Source organism: Synechococcus sp. A15-28 (genome assembly GCF_014280175.1).
GTDB lineage: Bacteria > Cyanobacteriota > Cyanobacteriia > PCC-6307 > Cyanobiaceae > Parasynechococcus.
Genome location: NZ_CP047931.1, coordinates 653,074 through 676,014, shown reverse-complemented (window position 1 = coordinate 676,014; position 22,941 = coordinate 653,074). Strand labels below are relative to the sequence as shown.

The following is a 22,941-nucleotide window of genomic DNA, read 5'->3' as shown; positions in this document are numbered from 1 at the left end:
GGTCAGCTGTCCTGCGCGTCAGCTTCTGTGTTGTCAGAGGAGCTGTCATCAGCAGATTCATCGTCCGCCTCCGGCGGTACCAGAACCACTTCCGACAGACGATCGCCTTTATCCAGTCGCTGCAGACGCACCCCCGTTGCAGCCCTCGACTGCTGGGGTATGGCATCAGCACTGGTGCGCACGATCACCCCTTTCTCGCTGACCAACAGCACCTCCTCACCAGCACCGAGCACCCGCAGACCGACAAGTGCATCGTCCTGCGTGCGGAACTTCATCGCCCGCAGGCCCATGCCGGCACGCTTCTGCAGACGGAACTGGGTCACCGGCACGCGTTTGCCCAGACCGGACGCCGAGGCCACCAGCACCCATGGGCCATCGCCGGATGAGGCATCGTCGTCCTCCTCCTCCTCATCCTCTGCGCTCTGGGCGATCCGATCCGCCAGCTCCACCGGGAGCACATCCATGCTCACCAGGGCATCTCCATTGCGCAGATTCATTGCGCGTACGCCGCGAGCCGTGCGGCCCAGGGGACGCAGTTCCTCATCACTGAGGCGGAAGTGAATGGTCATCCCCGCATTGGATCCGATCAGCACGCTGTCGCCTGGCACCGCCAGACGAACCCAGCTCAACGCATCGCCCTCTTCCAGGTTGATGGCGATCAGGCCATTGGAGCGGATGTTGCTGAAGGCAGAAAGACGGGTGCGCTTGATGAACCCGCCGCTGGTCAGCATCAACAGGTCCATGTCGTCGTTGAACTCCGACACGGCAAGCAGCGATGTGATCGCCTCCTCTCTCGGAATGGGCAGCAACTGCACCACCGGCGTGCCCTTGGCCGTCCGGCTGCACTGCGGCACCCGGTAAGCCGGCAGGGCATAGGACACACCACGGTCACTGAACAGCAGCAGGGTGTCGTGGTCGTTGCAGCTGATGAACAGCTTCACGGCTTCCTCCCCCTGGCTGCGGGTGCCGGCTTTGCCACGGGTGCCTCGGCTGGTGGCCTCAAACTCACTCACGGGCATCCGTTTCAGGTAGCCGGTTTCGGTGACCAGAACCACGGAACGCTCGTTGGCGATCAGATCGATGTCTTCAAGCCCACCCCCGAGATCGAGAATCTCTGTACGACGCGGTGTTGTGTAGCGCTCGCTGAGTTGGTTGAGTTCGTCCTGAATGATCCCGAACACCCGTTCACGCCGGCCGAGGATGTCCTTGTAATCCGCAATTTTGGTGACCAGATCCTCGTGCTCAAGCCGGATCTTGTCGGCCTCCAGCGCTGTGAGACGCCGTAGCTGCATCTGCAGGATGGCGTCAGCCTGGATGTCGCTGAGGCCATGACGATCCTGCAGCTGCTGGCGGGCCGTCGCCGTATCGGGGGCTGCTCTGATCAGGGCAATGATCGGATCCAACTGATCCAGCGCTAGAAGCAGGCCGAGGAGGATGTGATCGCGTTCTTCGGCCTTGCGCAGCAGGTAGCGGGTGCGGCGCTCAATCGTCTCGACACGGAAGTCGAGAAACACCTCGAGCATCTTGCGCAGGGTGAGCAGGATCGGCTCACCGTTGACCAGCGCCAACATGTAGGCACTGAAGTTGCTCTGCAGCGACGTGAGCTTGAACAGATTGTTCAGCACCACCTGCGGGTAGGCATCACGGCGCAGCTCCACCACGATCCGCATGCCATCGCGATCGCTCTCATCGCGGATGTCCGAGATGCCCTCCAGCTTCTTGTCGTTGACCAGCTCTGCGATCCGCTCAATCAGCGCTGCTTTGTTGGTCTGATAGGGCAACTCCGTGATGATCACCGCATCGCGGTCCGGGCGACCGGGGGCTTCGATCGTTTCAATCGCCGCCACCCCACGCATGGTGATGGAGCCACGCCCCCCCAGATAGGTTTCGCGGATCCCGTCACGGCCCAGGACCTGTCCTCCAGTGGGGAAGTCGGGGCCAGGGATCAGCCGGATCAACTCCTGATCCGTGATGTCGGGGTTCTCGATCAGCGCCAGCAGGCCACTGATCAGCTCGTTGAGGTTGTGGGGCGGGATGTTCGTCGCCATCCCGACGGCGATGCCGGCTGAACCATTCAGCAGCAGCTGAGGAATCCGAGCCGGAAGCACCGTTGGTTCCTGCTGAGACCCGTCGAAGTTGTCGGCGAAGTCAACGGTCTCCGCCTCGATGTCCTCCAGCAGGCTGTCGGTGGTCAGCGCCTGCAACCGGGACTCCGTGTAACGCATGGCCGCCGGCGGATCGTTGTCCACCGACCCGAAGTTGCCGTGCCCGTCGATCAAGGGCATCGACATGGAGAAGTCCTGGGCCATGCGCACCAGGGCGTCGTACACGGCGGTATCACCATGGGGGTGATATTTGCCAAGCACTTCGCCCACAACACGGGCACATTTCCTGTAGGGGCGATCGCTTGTCAGCCCCAACTCGTACATGGCGTAAAGGATGCGGCGATGCACCGGCTTGAGACCGTCGCGGGCATCGGGCAGGGCCCGTCCCACGATCACGCTCATCGCATACTCCAGGTAGGAGCGCGACATCTCGTTGCGAAGATCCGCCTGAATGATTCGATCGTCGGAATCGCCGGGACCGCCGCCTCCTGGTCCCACAGAATCCGCCATACAAACGAAAAACCACCGGCCTTCAGTTTATCTCCGAGAAGGAATCAAGGCCGAAAACCTCCGATAAGCTCCAGGTCAAATTTCTGGATGTGATGGGACCCATCGACGAATCTCCTGCCAACGTCGACAACGCCAGTTCCGTCCCCGTCCCGACGCCCTCCGCCACACCGGAACCAGCGCCGGTGGCTCCAGAGCCCACCCCCGACCCTGCCATCGCAGAAACGGTCACGATCCCAGCTGACGCGGACGCTTCCGGAGGGGAATGGGATCTGTTGAAAGAGAAGGTTCAAGGGTTGGTCGACACCGATCAGCTCCAGAACCAGTGGACCCAGCTGAAAGGCCCGCTTCGACTGTTGGGAGGCTTGATCGTCCTGATCATTGTTCTCCAGATCTATGGAGGCATTCTTCGCACAATCGATGCTGTGCCGCTGGCATCAGGGTTGTTTGAACTGGCCGGCTTGATCTGGGTGGCCAATTTTTCGGTTCGCAATCTGGTGCGCAGCAGCGACCGCAGAAAGGTTCTGGATGGGCTGGTGGGCCGCTGGCAACGGGTTGTCGGTCGCTGAGCACAGCTCGCCGCAACCCGATTGGTAGCTTGATGAGACTTCATCAAGACGCACGGTGGACATTCAGCTCGGACGCTCCAAGACCGTTCGCCGGGCCTATGGAATTGATGAAATTGCCCTCGTGCCCGGAGGTCGCACCGTCGACCCGGAGGTGACGGACACCCGCTGGAGCCTCGGTGGTATCGAACGGGAGATTCCGATCATCGCCAGTGCCATGGATGGTGTTGTCGATGTGGACATGGCGATCCGGCTCTCCAACCTCGGGGCCCTTGGGGTCCTCAACCTGGAAGGCGTCCAGACCCGCTACGCCGATCCAAACGCTGTTCTCGATCGCATCGCTGCTGTCGGCAAGGACAGGTTTGTCCCCTTGATGCAGGAGATCTACAGCCAGCCCGTGCAAGAGGAGCTGATCCGTCAGCGGATTCAGGAGATCAAGCGCGGCGGTGGCATTGCTGCCGTAAGTGGAACACCTGTTGCAGCCCTCCGGTTTGGATCGGCCATTGCCGAAGCGGGTGCTGATCTGTTTTTCGTGCAAGCGACGGTGGTGTCCACCGCCCACATCGGCCCTGAGGGACAGGCCACCCTGGATCTGGAGGGACTCTGCCGTGACATGGGGGTTCCTGTGATCATCGGCAACTGCGTGACCTACGACGTTGCCCTGCAGCTGATGCGTGCCGGAGCTGCAGGCGTGATGGTGGGGATTGGACCAGGAGCCGCCTGCACATCCCGCGGCGTCCTTGGCGTCGGCGTCCCCCAGGCCACAGCAGTGGCGGACTGCGCTGCCGCCCGCTCTGACTATGAGAAGGAAACAGGCCGGTATGTGCCGATCGTTGCCGATGGTGGGATCGTGACGGGAGGCGACATCTGCAAATGCATCGCCTGCGGAGCGGACGCTGTGATGGTCGGCTCGCCGATCGCCCGCTCAGAGGAGGCGCCCGGCCGAGGGTTCCACTGGGGTATGGCCACTCCAAGCCCGGTTCTGCCCAGGGGCACACGCATCAACGTCGGCAGCACGGGCTCGCTGGAACGCATCCTTCGAGGACCGGCCAAGCTCGACGACGGCACCCATAACCTGTTGGGCTGCCTCAAGACCTCCATGGGGACCCTCGGAGCCCGCACGATCCGAGACATGCAGAACGTGGAGGTTGTGGTGGCCCCATCATTGTTGACGGAGGGCAAGGCGTACCAAAAAGCCCAGCACCTCGGGATGGGCAAATAAGTGAGGGCTAGTGTGAGGAGTGTGCGGGCCATGCCCACACACTCCTCACACCCCCCGGCCCGACGCGCTCGGGCTTTCACTCTTCCTGCGCGAACCATCACAGTTCCCATCACTGCAGTGATCTGGGCTGTTGAGTCGGTTCAATGTTGCTAAATTCCGTTCACATCATTTCGACCATATGTCCAGCGCCGCTGCGGTCACCGACGCCTCTTTCGAGCAGGACGTCCTGCAGAGCGACGTCCCGGTTCTGGTCGACTTCTGGGCCCCTTGGTGTGGTCCATGCCGCATGGTGGCTCCCATCGTTGAAGAAATCGCCAAAGAGTTTGATGGCCAAATCAAGGTTTTCAAGCTGAATACAGATGAGAACCCCAACGTTGCAAGCCAGTACGGCATTCGCAGCATTCCAACGTTGATGGTGTTCAAAGGGGGGCAGAAAGTCGACACCGTTGTGGGTGCCGTTCCCAAGGCAACGCTTTCCGGCACGATTTCCAAGTACCTCTGAGCCCTAATTCACTAGGGGAAAGCTGATTGGGACTCAACCTTGGTCTGATCGATTACGGCATGGGCAACCTCCACTCCGTGGAGAAAGCCTTCAATCGCCTTGGTCATGAAACCGCACGGATCTCGAGCCCTGAGGGTCTCAACAGATGCGATGCCCTCGTCCTGCCTGGCGTCGGATCGTTTGACCCAGCCATGGAGAATCTCCAGTCGACGGGGTTGGTTCCTGATCTTCAACGCTGGAGCCGGGACGACCGTCCACTGCTCGGCATATGCCTTGGTCTTCAGTTGCTGTTCGAATCCAGTCGTGAGGGCAATCGTGAGGGCCTTGGTCTCATCCAGGGCCACGTGGAACGTTTGCCCGCTGACCAGGGTGCCCGGATACCCCATATGGGTTGGGCCCCATTGGAGCTCAAGCGAGCCAATCCCATGCTGGGCCCCTCAGACCCCGAGTCCTGGGTGTATTTCGTGCACAGCTATGCAGCGGTGCCACAACATTCCGAAACGCTGGCTGCCGCGGCACCCTTCGGAAGGTCGTCCGTCACCGCGATGGTGTGGCAACGCCGATTGGGCGCTTGTCAGTTCCATCCGGAAAAATCCGCGGACAGCGGTAGCGCCATGCTCGAGCGATGGTTGTCTTGGCTTCACCAGGGCGCCCCGATCAGCGCATGAATGGATCAGGGCAATTGCGCCTGATCAGTGGTCGACGCCTGCTCAGCCCGCGGGGAAGCGCAACGCGACCGACCACAGCCAGGGTCCGCGAAGCCGTGATGAACATTGTTCGACCGCGTTTGATGGATTGCCGCTGGCTTGACCTCTGCAGCGGCAGCGGCGTGATGGCCTGTGAAGCGATCGAACGCGGAGCTCGCTCGGTCACGGCCGTGGAGCGGGATCCGCGCTGCGCGAGCATCTGCAAACGCAATCTGGAGGCTGTCGCGACGTCCCACGCAGCCCAGACCAAGGTGAAGGTTGTCAAACGCGACGTGCTGCTTTGGTTGCAGCAGGACTGGCAAGAAAGCGGCTTTGATCTGATTTACTTCGATCCTCCCTACGACGGAGGTCTCTACCAAAAGACGCTTGCACTACTCGGGAAGCAGCCGTGGCTCGAGCCCGATGGTCTGTTGATCTGCGAACACCGTTCAGGTCAACCACCAAGTCCTGGAGAGGACTGGACCGTGGTGGATCAACGCCGCTACGGAACCAGTTCCCTCGTCTTGATCAGCCGCCGAGAGCGCTGCCACCGCGACGGTATTGATTCCAGGCAGCCACGAACAATCCAAGAAGCGTGACGGGAATCAGTCCCAGAACAATGCCGCAAAGCAGGGGTTCGATCATGGGAGGTCGCGCCAACGAGCAGGATTAAGCACAATTCTTTCATGCAAAACCCACTGTTGTGATCGAGCCGACATCAACTGCAGCGGAACAACAAGAATCCAGCAGGGGATTGATCACGGCACTGGTGGTGCTCGCGGCGTCGGCTTGCGCCGTCCTTTTGATCTGGATGATCAACGGCGCACAACAGGACCCCTACGTCCGAGCCAGCCTTGAACTTCCAGGGGATCCCGAGCATGGGGGACAGTTGTTCCGGATCAACTGTGCTGGTTGCCATGGGCTGGCAGGGCAAGGACTGCTGGCACCCAAACTGGCAGGCATCAGCGAGCGGATGCGCGATCCAGCCTTGATTCATCAGATCGTGAGCGGTGACACCCCGCCAATGCCGAGTTTCCAAATGGAGCCGGCATCGATGGCTGATCTGCTCAGTCATCTGCACAACCTGAGTTGACCGTCGCCATAGTCCTGGTCGAGCCTGCCGGGCCACTGAACATCGGCAGTGTGGCAAGGCTCTGCGCCAATTTCGGTGTTCACTCACTGCGGTTGGTCAATCCCCGCTGCGAGGTTCTCTGTGATGACGCTCTCCGGATGGCCGTCCATGCGGCCCCTCTTCTGCGACAGGCCACCATTCACCCTGATTTGCAGTCCGCCATCGGGGATTGCAGGCGTGTGATCGCCACCTGCGGCCGGTTGGACCATGGAGGCATACCGCTGCAGAACCCAGACACCGCCATCGACTGGATGCTGTCGGGAGATCCCCCTTACGCCCTGATTTTTGGGCGGGAAGACCGCGGCCTCACCAACGATGAACTCAGACTCTGCCAGCGGGTTCTGACGCTGCACAGCCAGGAGGCCTATCCCTCGCTCAATCTCTCCCACGCCGTCGCCGTGGTCCTTCACGACCTGGCCCGGCATCAATGGCAAGCTCGCCCCTCCCGCAGCAAAGATCCTGCACCTGCACCGGCACCTCAGCTGACCGGGCTGTTGGACGATGCCGCAGAGCTGCTCCTGGAGGCTGGCTTCCTACTGCCCCACACCCGTGCAGCGCGCATGGGCAAGGTCCGGGATCTCTTGCAACGCGCGACCTGCAGAGCGGAGGAGGTCGCTTTGTTCCGAGGCATGGTGCGGCAACTTCGCTGGGCCATCCGCGCCGACCGCCCCTAGCCTCACGCGAGTCACAGTGCACGACGCGCTTGAGCAGCAGCCGTCCCTCTCGTCGTTCTCCTGGATGGGGATCTCCGGTGCGTCGCCTCCTGCGGTTGATGGTGCTGGGGATTGGTCTGGGCGTGCTGACGGGGTCAGCACTGCGCTGGTTCGCCCCGCAGGTTCAACGCCAGACCCTCAACCTGCCGGACTGGCTGCAGCCATTTGAAACTGCTGCCGTTGAGAAGCCAACTCAGGACAAGCCTGAGTCAATCCGAAAGCCAGTTGTGGGTCGTTTCGAGCCGACCCGAGAAATCCCCGAGCTCTCCGCCCGATGGCGCGCCATCGCGGCCACACAGAAGGATCTTGAGGCCAGCGCCTACATGCTGCTCCTCGACGACGGCCGCTTCGCCCAGATGAACGCCGATCGACCGATGCCAGCGGCCAGTTCCATCAAAACACCGATTCTGCTGACCGCACTGCAACGGATTGACGCTGGCGATCTGCACTGGAATGAACCACTTCTGCTGACGAAGGAACTCGTTGGGGGAGGCGCGGGGTGGATGGCATCTCGACCGCTCGGAAGCCGTTTCCCTGCCCGAGTCGCCGCCACGGAAATGATTCGCGTCAGCGACAACTCCGCCACCAATCTTCTGATCGAGCGGGTGGGGGGGCAGCAGACCATCAATCAGCTCTTCCAGGACCTCGGTCTGATGGCCACCGAAGTCAACAACTGGCTGCCTGATCTGGACGGCACCAACACCACGAGTGCCTACGACCTCAGTCGCAGCATCGCCCTGGTCGACACCGGTGAAACCCTCAGCCTGCGCAGCCGTGATTTATTCCGTGAGGTCATGGCGACCTCCGTCACCAACACGCTTCTGCCGACGGGATTGATGAAAGGTCTTGGCGGCGCCCAGGGCGCCCCCGATTCCAGCCTGGCCAGCAAGGGTTATCGCGTTTACAACAAGACCGGCGACATCGGCATCGCCTATGCCGATGCCGGCTTGATCGAACTGCCCGATGGTCGCCGCGCCGTGGCGGGTTTTCTGGTGAAGGGTCCGTTCAACGACCCAAGGTCCACCAATCTGATCCGTGCCATGGCAGCAGCCATGGCCCCCCACCTCAAGCCGGAAGCGGCTCCACCGCGCCGAACCGCCTCTCAACCCCAGCAGTCCACACCATGAGATCGCTCGTTCTTCTTGGTGCCGTCATCGCCGGCCTCACCGCAGGTGTGGCCCCTTCTGCCATCGCCGACGTCATCCAACGGCAACAGAGCGTCCGGTCGCTGCCAGGGCAATTGGACGCCGTGCTGATGGTGAACGACAACAACCCGGAGCTGATCAAGGAGGACGGCATCCTCCTTTCCACGTTTCCCGATGGTGGGGATGCATCGATCTCCGTGGACCTGAGCGGCCGCTTCGATCTGTTCAGCCATCACGTCTATGCAGGCACGGATGAGACCCTCGACTCCACCCTGTGGCTGGCCCTGCTGATGGCACCCATCGGCGATGAAGATGTCACGCTCACGCTGATCGAAGGAAGCACCTCCCTGTCCCAGGCCACCGAACCTGGCCAGACCGCGGCTCCGTTTCTGCCGCTGCCTCCGCTGATGCGGGAAACCAATGACGTGATTGCCGCTGGTCCTGGCAGCCGGGTTGCGGGAGACCTGCTGAAGGGACGAGAAGCTCAGGAACTGTCGCCACGACGCTGGACCCTCAAGCCCGGTTCCCCAACGGTTGTGCTGCAGCTGCCCATCCCGGTGCAGGGGCTCGACCCCCTGCTGAATGGCCGCAATCTTCAACTGCGTCTTCACAGCTCCGCACCAGTGGCCCTGGCCACCCTTGCGGCCCATGGTGACGGCCATCAAGCGCCGAACGTTCAGGACTTGATCGACCTGCTCAGCAGCGGCGAGCTCAGTGGAAAAGAACACAACCCCACCCCTCGCGGGAGCAAGGGGAAGATCATTTATTCCCGCGTCAGCGGTGTCCAGATCGGCAGCCGATGGCAGACCCGCATTACGGACCCCGGCAGCACAACCCTGTCGATTCAGAACGAGCCTGTGTCCTGGCCGATCAGCAGCCTCGAGCGCGGCAGTTTGGGAACAGGGCAGGTGCAGACGGCAGAACTGCAGGCGCTGTATCCCGGCACAGCCTGGGCCGCCCATGGGAACTACGGGGTCGAATACGACCTGACCCTGCCACTCAAAAACAGTGGTGCAGCAGCGCAGACCCTGAGTCTGGCCCTCGAATCCCCCTTGAAAACGGATCAAGCCTCCGATGCCCTGCGGTTCCGCAGCAGCCTTTCGGGGCCCGTGATGTTCCGTGGACCGGTTGAGGTGGTTGGCCTTGATGACGCCGATGGCAGCCCCTACGGACGCCAGACCGTGCATCTGGTGCTTCGCCAGGGACAGGAGGGAGCATCCCTCGGTCAGGTCACGCTCAAACCTGGCGAAGCGCGAGATGTACGGATTCGACTGATCTACCCGGCCGATGCCACCCCTCCGCAGGTGCTCACCGTTCGGCCTGTGAAACAATCCTGATCACAACAGGTGATTCGGCCGTGACAGCACCCCGGAAGCGCAGGGTTTTTCCGTTTACCGCTGTGATCGGTCAGGAGGAGATGAAGCTCGCGCTTCTGCTCAATGTGATCGATCCCCGCATCGGCGGCGTGATGATCATGGGTGACAGGGGGACAGGGAAATCCACCACCATCAGAGCGCTGGCGGATTTGCTGCCGGACATCGATGTGGTGACAGGTGACCCTTACAACAGTTCGTCCACGGATCCCGATCTGCAGAGCAGCGAGTTGAGAGAACGGATGGAACGGGGGGAGTCCATCACCACAGAGCCCCGCCAGGTGCCCATGGTGGATCTCCCACTGGGAGCCACGGAGGATCGCCTCTGCGGCACCATCGACATCGAAAAGGCCCTGAGCGAAGGCGTGCGAGCTTTCGAGCCCGGTCTGCTGGCCAAGGCCAACCGCGGGCTGCTCTACGTGGATGAGGTGAACCTGCTCGACGACCACCTCGTCGATGTTCTTCTTGATTCCGCCGCCTCCGGCTGGAACACCGTGGAACGGGAGGGCGTCTCCGTGCGCCATCCAGCACGATTCGTGCTGATCGGCTCCGGCAACCCTGAGGAAGGCGAACTACGCCCGCAGCTGCTCGACCGTTTCGGCATGAGCGTGGAAGTGCGCACGGTGCGCGATCCCGAGCTGCGGGTTCAGGTGGTGGATCAACGCACCGCCTTCGACAGCGATCCCGACGGCTTCAGCACGGCGGTGGAAGCCAGCCAGAACGCACTCCAGCAGCGGGTGGTGGAAGCGCAGCAACGGTTGAGTGCCGTGACCATTGACGACGACCTGCGCCTGCGGGTGTCCGCCGTCTGCGGCGAGCTGGATGTGGATGGTCTGCGGGGTGACATCGTCACGAACCGAGCGGCCCGGGCCCTGGCGGCCTTCGAGGGCCGGACGGAGGTCAGTGAGGAGGATGTCGCCCGGGTGGCCTCCTGCTGCCTGCGCCATCGCCTGCGTAAGGATCCCCTGGAGCAAGTCGATTCCGGCGATCGGGTGGTGAAGGTGTTCTGCAAAGTGTTTGAACGCAGCGAAAGCAGCGACCGCGCTGATTTCGAGCTGGCCCTCGCCGCCTGATCCCCCATGAGAATCCTCGGCATCGATCCGGGCCTGGCTCGGGTGGGTTACGGGGTGATTGACACCAGCGGCGGGCATCAGCGGATGCTCGACTGCGGGATCATTCGCACCGACCCGGGTCGAAGCGACGGCGAGCGGATGGTGGAGATCGCTGCGGACCTGCGGCAGCTGATCCGGGCCTGGCAGCCTGAACTGGCGGCGGTGGAGAAATTCTTTTTCTACCGCTCCAGCAACACGATCAATGTGGTGCAAGCCAGGGGAGTGGTGATGATGACCCTGGCCCGATTCAAGATTCCGGTGGTTGAGTTTCCACCGATGCAGATCAAGCTGGCGCTGGCAGGTTTCGGCCATGCCGAAAAGCAGGAGGTGCTGGAGGCGGTGATGCGTGAGCTGGATCTGACGGAACCGCCGCGGCCTGACGATGCCGCCGACGCCCTGGCGGTGGCTCTGACGGGTTGGTTCCAGAGGTGACAAGCAAACAGGAACTACGGCGTCATTTCCGACAGCGACGCCAGCAGCAGCTTTCACTCAGTTCGGCGATTTGCCGACAGGTGCTGACCCTGGTTCAGTCCTCGCCAATTCAGACAGGCCATCTCGGCTTGTACTGGCCGTTGAACGGTGAAGTGGATCTGCGGTCCATTCGCGCCGCCACACCAAGCGCTGTTGCCTTACCGGTCGCGAACGGCGTGGGGGGGCTCCAGTACCGGCTCTGGGGAGACACGCCCCTGCAGGCCGACGGTTGTGGAATCCCCGCTCCGGCCGAGGGATCAGCTCTCGCTGCAGACCAGCTCAGCCTCTTGCTCGTCCCGGCGCTGGCCATCGACCACACCGGCATCCGGCTGGGGTACGGCGGCGGCTACTACGACCGGTTGCGCGCTGATCCCACCTGGGCAGCCGTGCCGGCCTGGGTGGTGCTTCCCTCCGGTTGCATCTGCGCAGATCCTCTGCCCCGTGACGCCTGGGATGTGCCCTTCACCGGCTGGATCACGGAACTCGGACCTGGTCAGCCCAGTTGATGCAGCGCATCATGGGCACTCCCATCAACCCATCCCATGCGGCGTCTGCTGGCCTTGATGCTGGTCATGGGCACCACGTCGGCTCTGCCGGCTGGCGCCCATCAGATCGAGAGCGCTTTGACCTATCTGGAAGGCAACCTTGAACTGAGCAGCAGTTTTTCCAACGGCGAACCCACTGAGGGGGCTGTGGTGCGGCTGCTGAACCCTGATGGAACGCCGCAGCGCGAACTGGGGAGCACCGATGCCGATGGCCGCTTGCTGATTGACCTCAGCGATGTGGCTGATGGAGTGCTGGACCTTCAGGTGGATGGAGGTCCTGGCCACAGGGACTACCTGGAGCTGCCGGTGAGCAGCGGTCAGGTGGATCTCGATCAGGTGGTGTCACTGCCGCTGACGCTGATGCTGGTGGGCCTCCTGGTTAACGTGCGACGTCGATTCGACTGATACTTCGATGGCCCCCAGCAGCGGCAGTGACGCCCTCGACCGGATGGTGGAGAAGCTGGCTGGCACGCCCGATCCCAAGCGACGGTATGAATACGTTCTGTGGCTGGCCAAAAAGCTGAAGCCTCTTCCGGTCGAGCAGCAGACCGAGGCGATCAAGGTGCAGGGCTGTGTGTCCCAAGTGTTCGTTCAAGGGGTTCTCGAACAGGGGGTGATGCATTGGCAGGGGAATTCCGACGCCCTGATCACCAAGGGGCTGTTGGCACTGTTGATTCAGGGATTGGAGGGCCTGACCCCTGAACAGGTGCAGGCGGTGGATCCCTCCTTCATTGCTGCCACCGGACTTCAGGCCAGCCTCACCCCCTCAAGGGCGAATGGATTTCTCAACATCCTGCGCACCATGCAGGCTCAGGCACAGCACCTGGCAAACACTTGAAGAGCCCACCAATTCATAGAGTCAGAGGAAACTTTCCAACACGGATCACGGGGAATGGGCGCAAGGATCGGCGTAGGCCTGCTGGGGCTGGGCACCGTTGGCGGTGGGGTGGCCGAAATTCTGCTGAATCCAGAAGAGCGTCACCCTCTGGTTGCTGATCTGGACCTGATCCGGGTGGCCGTCCGGGACCTTAACCGCCACCGCACGGTGGCTCTACCCGATGCCGTGCTCACCACCAATCCAAATGAGGTGGTTAACGATCCCAAGGTGGACGTCGTGGTGGAGGTGATCGGCGGCATTGAACCCGCCCGCAGCTTGATTCTTCAGGCCATTGCCAACGGCAAATCCGTGGTGACCGCCAACAAAGCGGTGATTGCACGCCATGGTCCTGAAATTGCCAACGCTGCCAAGGCAGCAGGGGTGTACGTGCTGATCGAAGCCGCTGTGGGCGGCGGCATTCCGATTATCGAACCGCTGAAGCAATCCCTCGGCGGCAACAGGATCAATCGGGTGAGCGGCATCATCAACGGCACCACCAATTACATCCTCACCCGAATGGCGGATGAGGGGGCGGCCTATGCCGATGTGCTGGCTGAGGCCCAGCGACTTGGCTATGCGGAAGCCGATCCCGCTGCCGATGTGGACGGTCTCGACGCCGCAGACAAAATTGCCATCCTTTCAGCCCTCGCTTTTGGCGGGACCGTGGATCGCGACGCCCTACCCACCACTGGTATCAGCGCACTGCAGGGCCGCGATGTGGAGTATGCCCGACAGCTCGGCTACGGCGTCAAGCTGCTGGCCGTTGCTGAGCGCCTTGCAGGCACCGGTGATCCACTGCCCCTGTCACTGCGGGTGCAACCGACCCTGGTGCCAAGCGACCACCCCTTGGCTGGAGTGAATGGCGTCAACAATGCCATTCTCGTCGAGGGGGACCCCATCGGACGGGTCATGTTCTATGGCCCCGGAGCGGGAGCCGGACCCACGGCTTCGGCGGTCGTCGCCGACATCCTCAACATCGCCGGCATCCGCCAGGCCAGTGATGATCAGGGCAGCGTCGATCCCCTGTTGGCGGCTGGCAGCTGGAGACCCTGCGTTCTGGCGGACAGCGGCGACATCCGACAACGCCATTACGTGCGTTTCACTACGGAAGATGCTCCTGGGGTGATCGGCAAGGTGGGCGGCCGCTTCGGGGATGCCGGGGTGTCCATCCAGTCGATCGTTCAATTCAATGCCAGCGAGGCGGGCGCAGAAATCGTTGTCATCACCCATGAGGTCAGTCAGCGCAAGGTGATTGCCGCTCTAGATTCCATTACTGCCCTGAGTGAAGTCTCCGGACTGGCAGCACATCTGGGCTGCCTTTGACGGCGAGGGCACTCCCGACAGGCCCCTTTCAGTGTCAAGATCTTCAACAGGACGGGTCAGTTTTTGCTGATCCATGCATGAACTGTTCATGTCGAACGCCACCGCTGACGCTGCTGTTCAAGGCTGCAGGCTCTTGGAGCCGTTAACTGCCATGGACATTCAGCAGGGGGATCAGGTCAACCTGCACAGCGATGCAGGAATATTTCAGGTGATCGGTGTCGACGGAGAGCATGACCGCTGCTGGGTCCGCCGCTGGCCCATGGAACCGAAATTGGGATCTCCGGTCTTCGAGGTGTCCTTGCAGCAGATCTCAGCTGTCGGGCTTAAATACGCAAGGTCGGCTCCCGAATGTCTTGACGCCTGCTGACAGACAGCGGACCACGTCTTGGTTGGCCCCTTTCGGTGCCGTGCTGCTCGGCCTGGCCCAACTGGCATGTCAGCCCATCACCACGGAAACGGGTCGGATCACGGTGGCCTCTGCCGGCAAGATCAGTTCCCTGGACCCCGCCCAGGCCAGCACCGTCAACACCATCCAGCTGCTCAGTGCCCTGGGGGATCCGCTTTACAGCCTTGATGAGCGAGGGGAACTGATCCCGAGACTTGCCGTGGCCGACCCGATCGTCAGCCCCGACGGCATGACCGTGACCATTCCTCTGCGCAGGGATGTGCGCTTTCACGACGGGACAACGTTCGACGCTGAGGCCATGGCCTTCAGCCTGCGCCGCTTTCTGGAGATCGGCACCCTCAGCTACGTGGTGGGAGGACGGATCAGCTCCGTTGAGGTGGCTGCAGTCGATCGACTCGTGCTGCATCTGAGTCGCCCCTCCACCTCCCTCGAGGGTCTGCTGACCTCGGTGAACCTCACGCCTTTGTCGCCAACGGCCTATGCCCAGCATCGCGATGGTTTTCTCCACAACCGTTTTGTTGGCACGGGTCCCTATCGGCTGAGCGACTTCAGTGAGCACCACCAGCGCCTCGAGCCATTTGCGGAGTACTGGGGCAAACCTCCCACCAACGCTGGGCTGGATCTGATCACGCTGAGCAACTCCACCGCGCTCTACGGCGCCTTGCGCAGCGGCGAAGTCGACGTGCTTCTCTCACCCTCCATCGATGAAGACCAGCGCGATGCTCTGCATCAACAGGCCCAGCAGGGGGAGCTGCTGGAAGCCAGCGGTCCAGCGACAGAGATCGGCTACATCACCCTGCTTTCCAACGCGGCACCGCTGAACAACCCACGCCTGAGACAGGCACTGGCCCTCAGCATCAACCGCCAGGAGATCAGCGAGCGGGTCAGCTACGGCCTGCGACGACCGCTGCGATCGCTGGTTCCCCCCAGCCTCCCGGGAACGCACAAAAGCAGTTGGCCTGCTCACGCCCCCGAAGCGGCCCGGGATTTGTTGCGCCAGGAGGGATTTTGTCAGGGGAACCCCCTGCGGATTCCCCTGACCTTCCGTTCCAACGTCCCCGCCGACAAGCTGCTGGCCCTCACCTGGCAGGCGCAGGTCAAGCGCGATTTACAGGACTGCCTTGTGCTGGAGCTCGATGGGGTGGAATCCACCACCATCTACCGCCAGCTCGGAGAAGGAGCCTTCAAAGCAGTAATGCTCGACTGGCGAGGCAGCTATCCGGATCCTGAGGCCTACCTCACACCTCTGCTGAGTTGCTCGTCCCCCCGAGGTGATGTCTGCCTGGAGGGGGAAGCGACCATTAGCGGTAGTTTCTGGACCACCGAAGGATTGCAGGAGGCTCTCACCCGCAGTGATCGCCTACGGGGGCAGGAACGGCACCGGGAGTTGCAGCGCCTCGAGGCGATGACCGCCGCGGGAGCCGCATACATTCCGGTGTGGCTGGAAGCACCCCGCGCCTGGAGCCAACCCAGCCTTGAACGGCCACGCTTCGATGGCAGTGGACACCTGATCCTGTCGCAGCTGAGGACATTGCCCTGATGGCACGCGCTCGGGCTCTGCTGCGATACAGCGCCACCCGGCTGGGGCTGGCACCGGTCATGCTTTCGCTGATCGCCACCCTGGTGTTTCTGCTGTTGAGGGTTGCCCCAGGGGACCCTGTTGATGCAGTGCTGGGGAGCCGTGCTCCAGCGGCCGCGAAGGCAGCGATGCGCGCTCGCCTCGGCCTTGATCAATCGCTGCTGGATCAATACCTGGACTACCTGCGTGGCCTGGTGCAAGGCGACCTTGGACAGGGGTTGATTAACCAGGAACCGGTCAGCAGCATCATCAGCCGAACCCTCCCGGCCAGCCTTGAGTTGAGTGTTGTCGCCCTTGTTGTGGCGGCCGTCGTCGGCCTCAGCGTTGGCTTCAGCGGCATCGCACGTCCGGAGGGAAAGCTCGATCTGGCCGGTCGTCTCTACGGCCTCGGCACCTACGCCCTACCGCCCTTCTGGGTGGCCATGCTGGTGCAGCTGCTCTTCGCCGTCAGCTTGGGATGGCTCCCTGTGGGTGGCCGGTTTCCCCCGAGCCTGATGCCTCCTCAGGGCAGTGGTTTCTACCTGATGGACAGTCTGGTCGCGCTGGACTGGACCGCCTTGCGGGGCACCATCAGACACCTAGTTCTCCCCGCCGGAACTCTGGCGCTGCTGCTGAGCGGCACCTTCACAACGGCTCTGCGCCTCAACCTCCGGCGAACCCTGCGTGGTGACTACGTCGAAGCAGCGCGCAGCCGGGGACTGAGCGAAACGCAAGTGGTGCTGCGCCATGGGCTCCCAAATGCACTGCTGCCGGTGCTCACCATTGCCGGCATCACCGTGGCTTCTCTGATCGGCGGAGCCCTGCTGATCGAAGTGACCTTTTCCTGGCCAGGCATCGCCCTCCGCCTGCAGGAAGCTATCAACCAGCGGGACTATCCCGTCGTCCAGGGGATCGTGGTGGTCATCGCGGCCCTTGTGGTGCTGGTGAGTGTGGCCGTGGATCTGCTGGTGGCTGCCCTCGATCCCAGGATTCGCTACTGATGCCTGGCGGACAGATCCGCCGCTGCCTGGCGATTCAACCGATGCCAACGCACGTCGCCACGTCTGAAGTGTTGCGTCTCCGTGGCTGAAGCCCCTAAAGCAACCGACTCAAGGAAGTTGATGACCTCGAAACCGATGACGGCCTGAACGCTGATCGGATCCATCCCGACGAGCTCTTCGCCCAGCTGGAACAGATCGTCATTCCGCTCCGCTGCCATTGGCTCACCGACACGAATCGGAGAGAAATGACTGGCGCCCTCCACAACCACAACGCGGCTGGTGGGATGGCTGGCCAGAGCTGAAAAGACCCCCACCTGCTCATCCAGGGGAGGCGTGATCAGATCCAGCGTCCCCCCCAGCAGCAGCAGAGGAACCGGCCACTGGCTGGGCGGGCCAGGCGCCCAGACGAGGCTTCCAAGACTGTTGAGCCCCACCACTGCAGCGGGTTGCGGTTTGTCTCCCACCCAGCGCAGGGCATCGCCCTCCGCCAGCTCGCATTGAAGCAATCGGGAGAGGTTGGTCAGGGGAAGGTCCTTCAGGGCCTGACGGCAGCGGGCGCCCATGCCCTGGCGAGGCTCCGCTCCAGCCGAGAGCAGCGCAGTCAGAGCACCAAGGGAGTGGCCTGCAAGCACAACGCGGTTTCCCTTGAGTGGCAGCTGCTGAAGCTTCTGAGCCTGCAGCACTCCGGCAAGGTCCTGCAGCCGTTGCTTCAGAGCTTTTGTTCCATCAAACGGTTGTCGACCCTCCAGCAGAGCCTGAACGGCAACAGCATCGCTGCCTGGGTGCTCCAGCAGGGCAACGGGCCAGCCAGCACCCGCCACCCGTCGAGCCAACCAGTAAATGTGCTCCGGATTTCCCCCGAGCCCTGGCATGAGGGCCAGCCAAAGTCCATCCCGGCGCTGATCAAAAGGGACCCAGACCTCCACCTGGAGGGGCTCAGCACGATGGGGCAGGCGAATCAGATGCCTTGTCTGTTGAACAGGCATCGGGGAACGGGAGACACCGTTTCTGGGCTCTGTTTCGGTCGAGACCAATGCCTCTCGCCCGAGGTCCTGGAGCAACCCCTGGTGACGTTTCAACTGCTGACGCCAACGGGACGACGCCAGGACCAGGGCATCGAGGTCGAGCCGCAGCTGCTGCCCAGGAAGAGCCTGCAACAGGTCGAGAGTGGTGACCTCTGCCCGTTCGATCAACAACTGCTCAAGGGTCTCCAGCACCTGCAGACTGTCGACGGGTTCGCCTCCTTCAAGCCGGATCAGCTCTCCCAGGGCCTCCAACAGCGGACGTGCTGCCCAACTGCGCAGCAATTGCTGCCCGAAACTGCGCCTGGTCAACACTGGAGCCGTCAGCAGACGGCTTAACCCTTCACGGCTTTCGTCATTCAGCAGCTGCATCCAGGTCGCGAGCTCTGAGCGGGACTCCTCCGCAGAACTCACCCAACCGGCCAGCTCGTCGACATCCAGCGGCAGAACAATGCCGTCAATGCTGACTTCCAGACGTTCAGCTGATCGCGCGGGCCACGGTGCCTGCTGCAGGGCCAGCAGACTGCTCAACAAGCCCATCACGAGGCATCGTCCTGATAAGCGTCCGCGCAGCAACGCCTGATCCTCTGCGGTGGTGGAACCAGTTTCCACCAGGCCTGCGAAATGTCACCCGTTTACGGCTGCTGGCCTCGATCGGCGCCGGCGGCGTCATCTTCATGACGCCTCTGGTGTTCAACGCCATTGCCTTCTCCGCCAGTCAGGTGGGAAGTGGGCTTGCAGTCTCCGCGTTGGTGGGAACAGCAGTGCGGTTGCTGAGTGGTGCTCTGCTTGATCGCGGCCTGCGCTGTTCCTGGCCGATCCGAGTCACGACACTCCTGGCCATCAGCGCCGACCTGATGCTGTTTCAGGCCAACACGTACAGCGCCTACCTGCTGGGTCAGCTGTTGTTGGGCAGTGCTGCTGGTCTGTACTGGCCAGCCATCGAATTGGCTGTTCCCCTCAACTGCGGCATCCTCCCATCCGGCCGCGGGTATGCGTTGGTCCGCAGTTCAGATGCCCTCGGGATCGGCCTTGGGGCTTTGCTGGGAACGATCGCCGCCACACTTGGCCATTTGCGTCTTGTGTACGGCGTGGAAGCCATCTGCATGGCCAGTGTCCTAATCCTGATCAGCGTTGACCCGTTGCTGGACAAACGACCGTTACCGGAGAACGTTCATCCAGACAAGCCAACAAAAAAAATCGATCTGTCCTGGCTGCCGCCCTTGGTGCCGGTTCTGGTGGTGAGTGTGGTGGCAACAGGGGTCCTTTCACTGCAGCAGAGCGCCCTGCCGCTGGACCTCGTCCGAGGGGGCCTGGAACGTCAGGGTCTCAGCGAAAGTCACAGCAGCGCCCTGATCGCTTTCCAGCTCACACTTCTGGTGTTGCTGCAGTGGCCGGTGGGGCGCTGGCTGTCGGAACGCAGTGTGTCCTTCGGTCTCAGTCTCAGCCTCGTGTCCTTCGCGGCCGGTTGCCTGCTGATCGGCTTGTCGGCCTTGACCTCCTCGGGGACTGGCCTTGTCATGGTGGGCTTGCTGCCGATGGCATTCGCCCAGGCGGCATTTCTGCCGACAGCCACAGAAGCCGTTGTGGAGGAAACCCCGCCAGAACATCGGGGTCTCGCGATGGCGATGTTTTCGCAATGCTTCGCGATCAGTGCCATCGCAGCTCCAGTTCTTGGCGGCAAACTCCTGGATCAGCAGGGCCATGGACTGACGCTCTGGGTTGCCGTTGCGGGGATCAGCCTTGCTGTTCTTCCATTGGTAAAGGGTTTGAGACCACGCTTCAAAGAGAGCGTTCAGGGTCCAACAAACAACCTGTCAACACTGAAGCAGGGACTCCAGGCTGTTTCTGGCACCAACGGTCGCCCCTCACCATCCACCAATCGGTAGTGGCAGAACTCACCCTTCTCCTCGAGAGGGGGGCTCGCAACAAGGACATCGCCTATCGCAAGACTCAAACGGGTCTTGCTGTCGTAACTGGGCTCAGATGAGAGGAAGGATCCTTTGCGCAGCGTGAACAGCAGCCCCTCAGCCCGCGAGGAGGCCAGAAAACTGCCCAACGCCAGCAACGGCAACAGGCTGAACATCGTGATGCGACGAAACATCAGATCCAAACAAGCGCTCTAAATTAGGTGCAGCCTGGTCAATCCATTGCTTCGCGGCAAACGACTGATGCTGCACTGGTCATCCAGTGCCTCTACACCGGATGAAAACTGGAAGGTTTTCCTGTGCATCTTCATCGCGTTGCTTGTGCTTGCCGCACTCAGCCGCCACCAGTGGATCCATCGTTTGAAGCGTTCCCGATCACGATCTCAACCCAGTGAATCCTTGGAACAAGTCAGCTCAAACGCTGAATTCGATTGAATTAAACGTTAAACAAGAATTCCATCACATCGCCTTCATCCACCACATACTCTTTACCTTCACTTCTCAACCATCCTTTGTTGCGCGCTTCAGCGAGCGATCCGGCCTCAATTAACTTCTCCCATCCAATGGTCTGAGCCCGGATGAAGCCGCGCTCAAAGTCCGTGTGAATCACACCAGCGGCCTGTGGAGCTGTCATACCGGCTTTGAAGGTCCAGGCCCGGGTTTCCTTTTCACCCGTGGTGAAGTAAGTGCGAAGTCCCAGCAATCTGTAGGTTGCCTGGATCAGGCTCTGCAAGCCTCCTTCGCTGACCCCAAGCCCCTCGAGGTAATCAGCACGCTCATCGTCTCCGAGCTCAATCAGCTCCGCTTCCACCTGGGCTGAAATCCGCACGGTTTCCGCTCCTTCGTTGGCCGCCAGGTTGATCATTTCGGTGCAGTAGGCGTTGCCTTCAGCGAGATCCTCTTCGCTCACATTGGTGGCATAGATGATCGACTTCGCAGTCAACAAACCGAGGGGTTTAATCATCACTGCCTCCTCCTCACTCAACGCAACGCTTCGAGCTGCACCACCGTCCTCCAACACAGCCTGGATCCGCTCCAGAGCTGCGTCTTCCTGTTGCGCTTCCTTGCTGGTGCGCATTTGTTTCTTCAGACGCTCGCGACGCTTCTCGATCTGCGCCAGATCCGCCAGACCGAGTTCCAGATTGATCACTTCTGCATCCCTGGCTGGCCCGACGGAACCGGACACGTGGATGACGTCGTCATCCTCAAAGCAGCGGATCACATGAACGATCGCATCCACCTCACGGATGTTGGCCAGGAATTTGTTGCCCAGACCTTCTCCCTGACTGGCACCCTTCACCAGCCCTGCAATGTCAACGAATTCCATTCGCGTGGGAATGGTGTCGAGACTGCTGCTGAGCTTGGTGAGCTGATCAAGACGCTCATCCGGTACTGCCACCGTGCCGACGTTCGGCTCGATGGTGCAGAACGGAAAATTGGCGGCCTGCGCCTGAGCGTTGGCCACCAGAGCGTTGAACAGGGTGGACTTGCCCACATTGGGCAAGCCGACAATTCCGGCTTTGAGCATGGGGCGGAATCTACCGGCCAGCGGCGAGACTGTTGTGAAGTTTTGTGGGCCCATGCTGCAGACCCTGCGACACCCTGAGTCCACAGAGGAGACCAACCGTCCCTCTGTCCCCTCCCCAGAGAAACGGTCCCGACCCAAATGGCTGACTGCGGCACTGGTGCTGGCGGTTGCCGGTGGTGGTCTCGCGTTGATGCGCCTCGGGCCCTGGAGCAGCCGACAGCGTGACTTGACTCCCTACGTCGCCACGGCTGAACGGGGGGCGCTGTCCGGCGTGATCACCGCCAGTGGAGAGCTGTTGGCCGTGCGGAAAGTCAATGTGAGCCCTCGCCAGCAGGGGCGGCTGGAACAGCTGCTGGTGGATGAAGGGGATGAGATCGGCAAAGGGCAGCTGCTGGCGGTGATGGACCCTGGCGCCATCGATGACCGCCTGCAGGAACGCCAGGCGCTGCTGCGCCAGGCCGAGGCGAACTACCGCAGCAGCAAGGAGGATTTCGATCGCCGTCAAGACCTGTTCAGGTCGGGAGTGATCAGCGCTGACGACTTCAGCGACGTCCGCTTCCAGATGCTCGCCGCCGAGGCAGCGGTGATCGCAGCCCGTGAGCGATTGGAACAGCTGGAGGAAGAGCAGGACGAGCTCCAGATCCGTGCCCCATTTGCTGGCACCATCACAGCCCGCTACGCAGAACCCGGGGCTTTCGTCACCCCTACAACCACAGCCTCCGCCACCGCAGGTGCCACCAGTTCCTCCATCGTGGAGCTCTCCAAGGGCCTTGAAGTGGCGGCCCGGGTTCCCGAAAGCGACATCGGACGGATCGCTGCTGGACAATCCGCAGAAATCCGCGTGGACGCCTTTCCAGACGAACGTTTCAAAGCTCAGGTCAGCGAAGTGGCACCGCGAGCTGAAAAACAGGACAACGTCACCTCCTTCGAAGTGAAACTTGCACTGGTCAATCCACCGGACAAGCTGCTGATCGGCATGACCGCCGACATCAACGTCCAGACCGGTCGAAGCACACCAAAAACGTTGGTACCCACCGTGGCGATCGTCACCGAAGACGGAAAACCAGGCGTTTTGCTTGTGGGTGAACAACAGAAACCAGAATTTCAGGAGGTGGAACTGGGCAACAGCAGCGGTGATCAGACTGCGATCCTGAAAGGCCTCGAAGCGGGAACAAGCGTGTTCATTGATCTGCCCCCCTGGGCTGATCGCCGCGACTGA

General features: G+C 61.7%; 23 protein-coding genes and 1 pseudogene. 20 read left to right on the top strand and 4 right to left on the bottom strand.

Annotated elements, in window-relative coordinates:
• Positions 1 to 2 precede the first annotated feature (2 nt).
• Positions 3 to 2,615 (bottom strand): DNA gyrase subunit A, encoded by a 2,613-nt coding sequence (gene gyrA / locus SynA1528_RS03530; protein ID WP_186587720.1) that lies wholly within the window; start codon positions 2,613 to 2,615, stop codon positions 3 to 5.
• A gap of 92 nt (positions 2,616 to 2,707) precedes the next feature.
• On the opposite strand from gyrA, the gene SynA1528_RS03525 reads away from it, so the two are divergent.
• The 5 genes and pseudogenes from SynA1528_RS03525 to rsmD all read left to right on the top strand — a co-directional run.
• Positions 2,708 to 3,181, top strand: a complete 474-nt coding sequence (locus SynA1528_RS03525) for a CAAD domain-containing protein (protein WP_186587719.1) — start codon at positions 2,708 to 2,710, stop codon at positions 3,179 to 3,181.
• Positions 3,182 to 3,236: 55 nt separating this feature from the next.
• Positions 3,237 to 4,400: a GuaB3 family IMP dehydrogenase-related protein gene (locus tag SynA1528_RS03520; protein WP_186587718.1), complete on the top strand. Its 1,164-nt coding sequence runs from the start codon at positions 3,237 to 3,239 to the stop codon at positions 4,398 to 4,400.
• 178 nt (positions 4,401 to 4,578) lie between these two features.
• Positions 4,579 to 4,902 (top strand): thioredoxin, encoded by a 324-nt coding sequence (gene trxA / locus SynA1528_RS03515; RefSeq protein ID WP_006851354.1) that lies wholly within the window; start codon positions 4,579 to 4,581, stop codon positions 4,900 to 4,902.
• A 26-nt stretch (positions 4,903 to 4,928) separates the two neighbouring features.
• Positions 4,929 to 5,570: an imidazole glycerol phosphate synthase subunit HisH gene (hisH, locus tag SynA1528_RS03510; RefSeq protein ID WP_186587717.1), complete on the top strand. Its 642-nt coding sequence runs from the start codon at positions 4,929 to 4,931 to the stop codon at positions 5,568 to 5,570.
• Positions 5,528 to 6,103, top strand: a pseudogene (gene rsmD / locus SynA1528_RS03505) (16S rRNA (guanine(966)-N(2))-methyltransferase RsmD); the annotation flags it as partial. The gene hisH and the pseudogene rsmD, both read left to right, overlap by 43 nt.
• 13 nt (positions 6,104 to 6,116) lie before the next feature.
• On the opposite strand, the gene petG reads toward rsmD, so the two are convergent.
• A complete protein-coding gene (gene petG / locus SynA1528_RS13195; protein WP_009790260.1) occupies positions 6,117 to 6,233 on the bottom strand; it encodes a cytochrome b6-f complex subunit V in 117 nt (38 codons plus the stop codon).
• Positions 6,234 to 6,291: 58 nt separating this feature from the next.
• Between petG and SynA1528_RS03500 the strand changes: the two genes are divergently transcribed.
• The 13 genes from SynA1528_RS03500 to SynA1528_RS03440 all read left to right on the top strand — a co-directional run bounded on the left by SynA1528_RS03500 (position 6,292) and on the right by SynA1528_RS03440 (position 17,244).
• The gene (locus SynA1528_RS03500) at positions 6,292 to 6,681 is read left to right on the top strand and encodes a c-type cytochrome (protein WP_186587716.1); all 390 of its coding nucleotides are present in this window, start codon (positions 6,292 to 6,294) and stop codon (positions 6,679 to 6,681) included.
• Entirely contained in the window at positions 6,678 to 7,394 is a 717-nt protein-coding gene (locus SynA1528_RS03495; protein ID WP_186587715.1) for an RNA methyltransferase, read from the top strand. The genes SynA1528_RS03500 and SynA1528_RS03495 overlap by 4 nt, the downstream gene beginning before the upstream one ends.
• Before the next feature lie 29 nt (positions 7,395 to 7,423).
• Positions 7,424 to 8,560 (top strand): serine hydrolase, encoded by a 1,137-nt coding sequence (locus tag SynA1528_RS03490; protein ID WP_186587714.1) that lies wholly within the window; start codon positions 7,424 to 7,426, stop codon positions 8,558 to 8,560.
• Complete coding sequence (locus SynA1528_RS03485) at positions 8,557 to 9,915, top strand: DUF3370 domain-containing protein (RefSeq protein ID WP_186587713.1); 1,359 nt, start codon at positions 8,557 to 8,559, stop codon at positions 9,913 to 9,915. The genes SynA1528_RS03490 and SynA1528_RS03485 overlap by 4 nt, the downstream gene beginning before the upstream one ends.
• A gap of 20 nt (positions 9,916 to 9,935) precedes the next feature.
• A complete protein-coding gene (gene bchI / locus SynA1528_RS03480; RefSeq protein ID WP_186587712.1) occupies positions 9,936 to 11,024 on the top strand; it encodes a magnesium chelatase ATPase subunit I in 1,089 nt (362 codons plus the stop codon).
• Positions 11,025 to 11,030: 6 nt separating this feature from the next.
• Positions 11,031 to 11,495, top strand: a complete 465-nt coding sequence (gene ruvC, locus SynA1528_RS03475; protein ID WP_186587711.1) for a crossover junction endodeoxyribonuclease RuvC — start codon at positions 11,031 to 11,033, stop codon at positions 11,493 to 11,495.
• Positions 11,492 to 12,040, top strand: a complete 549-nt coding sequence (locus tag SynA1528_RS03470) for a 5-formyltetrahydrofolate cyclo-ligase (RefSeq protein WP_186587710.1) — start codon at positions 11,492 to 11,494, stop codon at positions 12,038 to 12,040. The genes ruvC and SynA1528_RS03470 overlap by 4 nt, the downstream gene beginning before the upstream one ends.
• 36 nt (positions 12,041 to 12,076) lie before the next feature.
• Positions 12,077 to 12,484 carry a hypothetical protein gene (locus SynA1528_RS03465; protein WP_186587709.1) on the top strand — a complete coding sequence of 136 codons (408 nt, stop codon included), beginning with the start codon at positions 12,077 to 12,079 and terminating at the stop codon, positions 12,482 to 12,484.
• Between the two features lie 7 nt (positions 12,485 to 12,491).
• Positions 12,492 to 12,917, top strand: coding sequence for a SufE family protein (locus SynA1528_RS03460; protein ID WP_186587708.1), 426 nt, complete (start codon positions 12,492 to 12,494; stop codon positions 12,915 to 12,917).
• A gap of 54 nt (positions 12,918 to 12,971) precedes the next feature.
• On the top strand, positions 12,972 to 14,279 hold the full coding sequence (locus SynA1528_RS03455) for a homoserine dehydrogenase (RefSeq protein WP_186587707.1): 1,308 nt from the start codon (positions 12,972 to 12,974) through the stop codon (positions 14,277 to 14,279).
• Positions 14,280 to 14,352: 73 nt separating this feature from the next.
• The gene (locus SynA1528_RS03450) at positions 14,353 to 14,646 is read left to right on the top strand and encodes a DUF8657 domain-containing function (RefSeq protein WP_502707724.1); all 294 of its coding nucleotides are present in this window, start codon (positions 14,353 to 14,355) and stop codon (positions 14,644 to 14,646) included.
• 22 nt (positions 14,647 to 14,668) lie between these two features.
• Complete coding sequence (locus SynA1528_RS03445) at positions 14,669 to 16,225, top strand: ABC transporter substrate-binding protein (RefSeq protein ID WP_286187889.1); 1,557 nt, start codon at positions 14,669 to 14,671, stop codon at positions 16,223 to 16,225.
• Entirely contained in the window at positions 16,225 to 17,244 is a 1,020-nt protein-coding gene (locus SynA1528_RS03440; protein WP_186587705.1) for an ABC transporter permease, read from the top strand. The genes SynA1528_RS03445 and SynA1528_RS03440 overlap by 1 nt, the downstream gene beginning before the upstream one ends.
• On the opposite strand, the gene SynA1528_RS03435 is transcribed toward SynA1528_RS03440, so the two are convergent.
• Entirely contained in the window at positions 17,238 to 18,878 is a 1,641-nt protein-coding gene (locus tag SynA1528_RS03435; RefSeq protein WP_286187888.1) for an alpha/beta hydrolase, read from the bottom strand. The genes SynA1528_RS03440 and SynA1528_RS03435 overlap by 7 nt on opposite strands.
• A gap of 65 nt (positions 18,879 to 18,943) precedes the next feature.
• Here SynA1528_RS03435 and SynA1528_RS03430 point away from each other — a divergent pair, with 65 nt between their 5' ends.
• Complete coding sequence (locus SynA1528_RS03430; protein WP_502707723.1) at positions 18,944 to 20,155, top strand: MFS transporter; 1,212 nt, start codon at positions 18,944 to 18,946, stop codon at positions 20,153 to 20,155.
• A gap of 475 nt (positions 20,156 to 20,630) precedes the next feature.
• Here SynA1528_RS03430 and ychF read toward each other — a convergent pair whose 3' ends face one another.
• The gene (ychF, locus tag SynA1528_RS03425; protein WP_186587703.1) at positions 20,631 to 21,722 is read right to left on the bottom strand and encodes a redox-regulated ATPase YchF; all 1,092 of its coding nucleotides are present in this window, start codon (positions 21,720 to 21,722) and stop codon (positions 20,631 to 20,633) included.
• A gap of 52 nt (positions 21,723 to 21,774) precedes the next feature.
• On the opposite strand from ychF, the gene SynA1528_RS03420 reads away from it, so the two are divergent.
• Complete coding sequence (locus tag SynA1528_RS03420) at positions 21,775 to 22,941, top strand: efflux RND transporter periplasmic adaptor subunit (RefSeq protein WP_286187887.1); 1,167 nt, start codon at positions 21,775 to 21,777, stop codon at positions 22,939 to 22,941.

Bases quoted from the DNA above. Each gene is read 5' to 3' on its own strand.
- gyrA (WP_186587720.1), bottom strand. From the start codon at position 2,615: ATGGCGGATTCTGTGGGACCAGGAGGCGGCGGTCCCGGCGATTCCGAC.
- SynA1528_RS03525 (WP_186587719.1), top strand. From the start codon at position 2,708: ATGGGACCCATCGACGAATCTCCTGCCAACGTCGACAACGCCAGTTCC.
- trxA (WP_006851354.1), top strand. From the start codon at position 4,579: ATGTCCAGCGCCGCTGCGGTCACCGACGCCTCTTTCGAGCAGGACGTC.
- petG (WP_009790260.1), bottom strand. From the start codon at position 6,233: ATGATCGAACCCCTGCTTTGCGGCATTGTTCTGGGACTGATTCCCGTC.
- SynA1528_RS03485 (WP_186587713.1), top strand. From the start codon at position 8,557: ATGAGATCGCTCGTTCTTCTTGGTGCCGTCATCGCCGGCCTCACCGCA.
- ruvC (WP_186587711.1), top strand. From the start codon at position 11,031: ATGAGAATCCTCGGCATCGATCCGGGCCTGGCTCGGGTGGGTTACGGG.
- SynA1528_RS03465 (WP_186587709.1), top strand. From the start codon at position 12,077: ATGCGGCGTCTGCTGGCCTTGATGCTGGTCATGGGCACCACGTCGGCT.
- SynA1528_RS03460 (WP_186587708.1), top strand. From the start codon at position 12,492: ATGGCCCCCAGCAGCGGCAGTGACGCCCTCGACCGGATGGTGGAGAAG.
- SynA1528_RS03455 (WP_186587707.1), top strand. From the start codon at position 12,972: ATGGGCGCAAGGATCGGCGTAGGCCTGCTGGGGCTGGGCACCGTTGGC.
- SynA1528_RS03450 (WP_502707724.1), top strand. From the start codon at position 14,353: ATGCATGAACTGTTCATGTCGAACGCCACCGCTGACGCTGCTGTTCAA.
- SynA1528_RS03440 (WP_186587705.1), top strand. From the start codon at position 16,225: ATGGCACGCGCTCGGGCTCTGCTGCGATACAGCGCCACCCGGCTGGGG.
- SynA1528_RS03430 (WP_502707723.1), top strand. From the start codon at position 18,944: ATGACGCCTCTGGTGTTCAACGCCATTGCCTTCTCCGCCAGTCAGGTG.
- ychF (WP_186587703.1), bottom strand. From the start codon at position 21,722: ATGCTCAAAGCCGGAATTGTCGGCTTGCCCAATGTGGGCAAGTCCACC.
- SynA1528_RS03420 (WP_286187887.1), top strand. From the start codon at position 21,775: ATGCTGCAGACCCTGCGACACCCTGAGTCCACAGAGGAGACCAACCGT.